The following is a 2,780-nucleotide window of genomic DNA, read 5'->3' as shown; positions in this document are numbered from 1 at the left end:
CACTCTGGCCAGCCAATCCGTCAATTTCCGGACAACAGACACCATCAACCTACGGCCACTATGCTCTAGCAGTAACAGCGTAGCACCGTGAACGACACACTACCTTTCACGGTGCTACGCGTATCCTATCTTAGTCATGCACTACAATCGTCTCCGCTATCAGAAAATTGGAGAGTGTTCATATTAGCGCCCCAACCATCAATGGTATTTACGTCGGTTGCAGCCGACCCATTCGAACACGTTCCGTAGTATCCCATGTATCCGGTGAGATTACTGCCGGTCGCACGGGGGGGTGTTCCCAACAATAGGAGACACTGCAACAAATCCTGCAATCCCAAGCGAATTGAGATCATACGTCGTCCATTGGGACTGATCCACATAAAAAGCAGGAGTTAAGCCAGATGCATTAGCTGTAATTCCCGCATCCCATACCCAAAGCCCGACCTGGTCTAGGGGTCAGGTCGGGACGCACAAGGAAAGGTCTCGGTGCCTTCCCAGTCTCGTCGGGTGAAAGCCTATTCCAACGCATTCGATGTCCCGACGATGCCAGGGACGTATCTCCCGTCGGTGCGATGACCCTTGTTACTGTGTCGAATCTCGTCGAGATTGGTCATGTTTTCCGGAAGCTTTGCAGAATTATTCTAGTTCAGTACCATGGCCTCGATATCGAACCGAAAGGCAGGTTGCCCGTGAGTCCGTTGCCGAGCACGGGCCAAAACGCGTCGACCGCCTCCGCTTGGTACGGCCTCAGCGTCAAAGCATGCCCCAGCGACCAAGCCCTCCTCATCGCCTTCTCTACCTCGTGAAGCAGCCGCAGACGCCACCTTCACGGCCCAAACGGTGGTCTCTCTGCCGCCATGTCGCGGACCTTCACCCACGCTTCGGCCGAGATCGGGGGAAAAAGACGATAGGAGGACTCCGCGCATGACCGTTCACGAAGGCAACGTGTTGGCAGTGCTACGCAGCCTGCTCCCAAAGCACCGGGTGGAAGTTGCTGCCTACCGGGCCAAGCGAGAACGCGTTCCGGAGGGGGATGTTTTACCGACGATGTCACATTTTCCGATGCTACTCCGTCTAAGAAGACGGAAGGATGATGGGCGGTAGTCTACAAGAACCTACGAGGAGTGGTGACGATGCAAAAACGACTGTGGGGAGTGAGCGCAGCTGCGCTGGCGTTGACGTGTTTGACCGTGACGGGGTGTGGGGTATCGGTACATCCTTTACGCAGTGAACATGAAGCCCAAAACACTGTCCGTGACTTCGTCAAAGAAGCGAAAATATTAAAACTCCAGTTAATAGGAAACCAAGGCTTTTCAGTAGTCGAAATAACCTATAGAGGTCAACGTTACATATGTATAGCAACCTCCCCGAATGAGGGACGAATATGGTACATCTCAAAAAACTCTATGATACCCACTTATTTAATGTGGCCGCTTGATGCACCGATATCCCCGAATGAAGTGGCCTTTCATTTCTTAAACTCATCTTCTGGATGGTTTTTAGTTGAGGAGAAAAATTCCATAGAAATTTTAAAAACAAACAATGAAGGTAAAAAATGGATTGAACACAAAATTCGAATGAATGCCCGTTCCACATCGGCTGGTAATATATTTGTAGACTTCAACAACATGCAGAACGGTTGGATATTGGTCTCTTCCAATCCGGCATTGCAACTGGTATCGTCTTCACTCTACAGCACAAATGACGGTGGAACTACTTGGACAAAACTTCACGCAAAAAACATACCGTTCTCCGGAAAGTCTACAGGAATTACTTTTATAAATAAAAATACTGGATTCTTAACGAAGAATTATCCTGATACATCACCCAATATCCCCCTCTATACCACGTTAGATTCTGGTCAAAATTGGACGAAGGCACATGTTAAACTCCCATTCGATAAAAAATCATTTTTATACTCCAATGCGTATCCTCCCGTATTTTTTTCACAGTCCAATGGCTTATTCTTAGTCACATTCATGCAAACACATGGAACTCGAGCAGCCGTATATACCACCACTGATGGTGGTCATCAATGGAATCCTGGTCGAGCATCTCTCATCAAAGTCAATATGTCCGGTTCGCGCATCAGCGACTATTTTCTAAACCCTAATATTGGGTGGATGTTGAGCGAAGGTGGGTATTTGTGGATAATAACCGATTATGGACAAAAATGGACAAGAATTGCACACTTTAACAATCTGAAAAACATCAAAAGTGCACCTCAAATGTATTTTACCAACAGACTGGACGGATGGATTTTATTTCAGACCAGCACACAAACGGACTTATACCAATCTGATGACGGTGGAGTATCGTGGCATCGAATTCATTGGAAAGTAAGACTAGATTCCCCTCAGTCACCTGCATGATGACTGAGGGATACTCTTTGGACACATAGCATTATATCTTCCAACCACCAGGATCTGTCACGCCCGTGTCAGGATCCACTTGAAGTTCACCATTACAAATATATACCGGCAGGCTCTGGACAATGTTTACATGGGGCCACTGTGTTGCATTCCTGCCACCGCTCCAATCGGGAGGAGATGCTTGCCAGTAAAAACTAGTGATTTCCTGTTCATAACACCATTGCAAAGTGTCGTACCCACCATAGACACCAATTTCATAGCTTTGAGCAGGAAGACCGCGGTGAATTTGAGAGTTCACATAAGCTTCACGGCCCTTCAGTACTCCATTGAACCCGGATTTCGAGGGTCTTGAACTTCTAGAATCATTGAAAAGGCGCTCCCTGTAAGGCTAAGATGAGTTTGTCGAGA

General features: G+C 47.7%; 3 protein-coding genes. 2 read left to right on the top strand and 1 reads right to left on the bottom strand.

The annotated features are described in order from the left end of the window. Positions 1–646: 646 nt before the first annotated feature. Positions 647–787, bottom strand: a complete 141-nt coding sequence (locus tag M4I36_RS14790; protein ID WP_258112530.1) for a hypothetical protein — start codon at positions 785–787, stop codon at positions 647–649. Positions 788–924: 137 nt separating this feature from the next. Between M4I36_RS14790 and M4I36_RS14785 the strand changes: the two genes are divergently transcribed. Together M4I36_RS14785 and M4I36_RS14780 are read left to right on the top strand one after the other, a co-directional pair. Then, entirely contained in the window at positions 925–1,104 is a 180-nt protein-coding gene (locus M4I36_RS14785; RefSeq protein WP_258112529.1) for a hypothetical protein, read from the top strand. 29 nt (positions 1,105–1,133) lie between these two features. Further along, the gene (locus tag M4I36_RS14780) at positions 1,134–2,372 is read left to right on the top strand and encodes a YCF48-related protein (protein ID WP_258112528.1); all 1,239 of its coding nucleotides are present in this window, start codon (positions 1,134–1,136) and stop codon (positions 2,370–2,372) included. Positions 2,373–2,780 lie beyond the last annotated feature (408 nt).

This window comes from Alicyclobacillus sp. SP_1, from assembly GCF_024706985.1.
Lineage (GTDB): Bacteria > Bacillota > Bacilli > Alicyclobacillales > Alicyclobacillaceae > Alicyclobacillus_I.
Note: the sequence above shows the minus strand (reverse complement) of the source record. Positions and strands in the feature narration are given on the sequence as shown.

Excerpts from the sequence above, each read along its gene's own strand:
- M4I36_RS14790 (WP_258112530.1), bottom strand. The coding sequence starts at position 787 with ATGAGGAGGGCTTGGTCGCTGGGGCATGCTTTGACGCTGAGGCCGTAC.
- M4I36_RS14785 (WP_258112529.1), top strand. The coding sequence starts at position 925 with ATGACCGTTCACGAAGGCAACGTGTTGGCAGTGCTACGCAGCCTGCTC.
- M4I36_RS14780 (WP_258112528.1), top strand. The coding sequence starts at position 1,134 with ATGCAAAAACGACTGTGGGGAGTGAGCGCAGCTGCGCTGGCGTTGACG.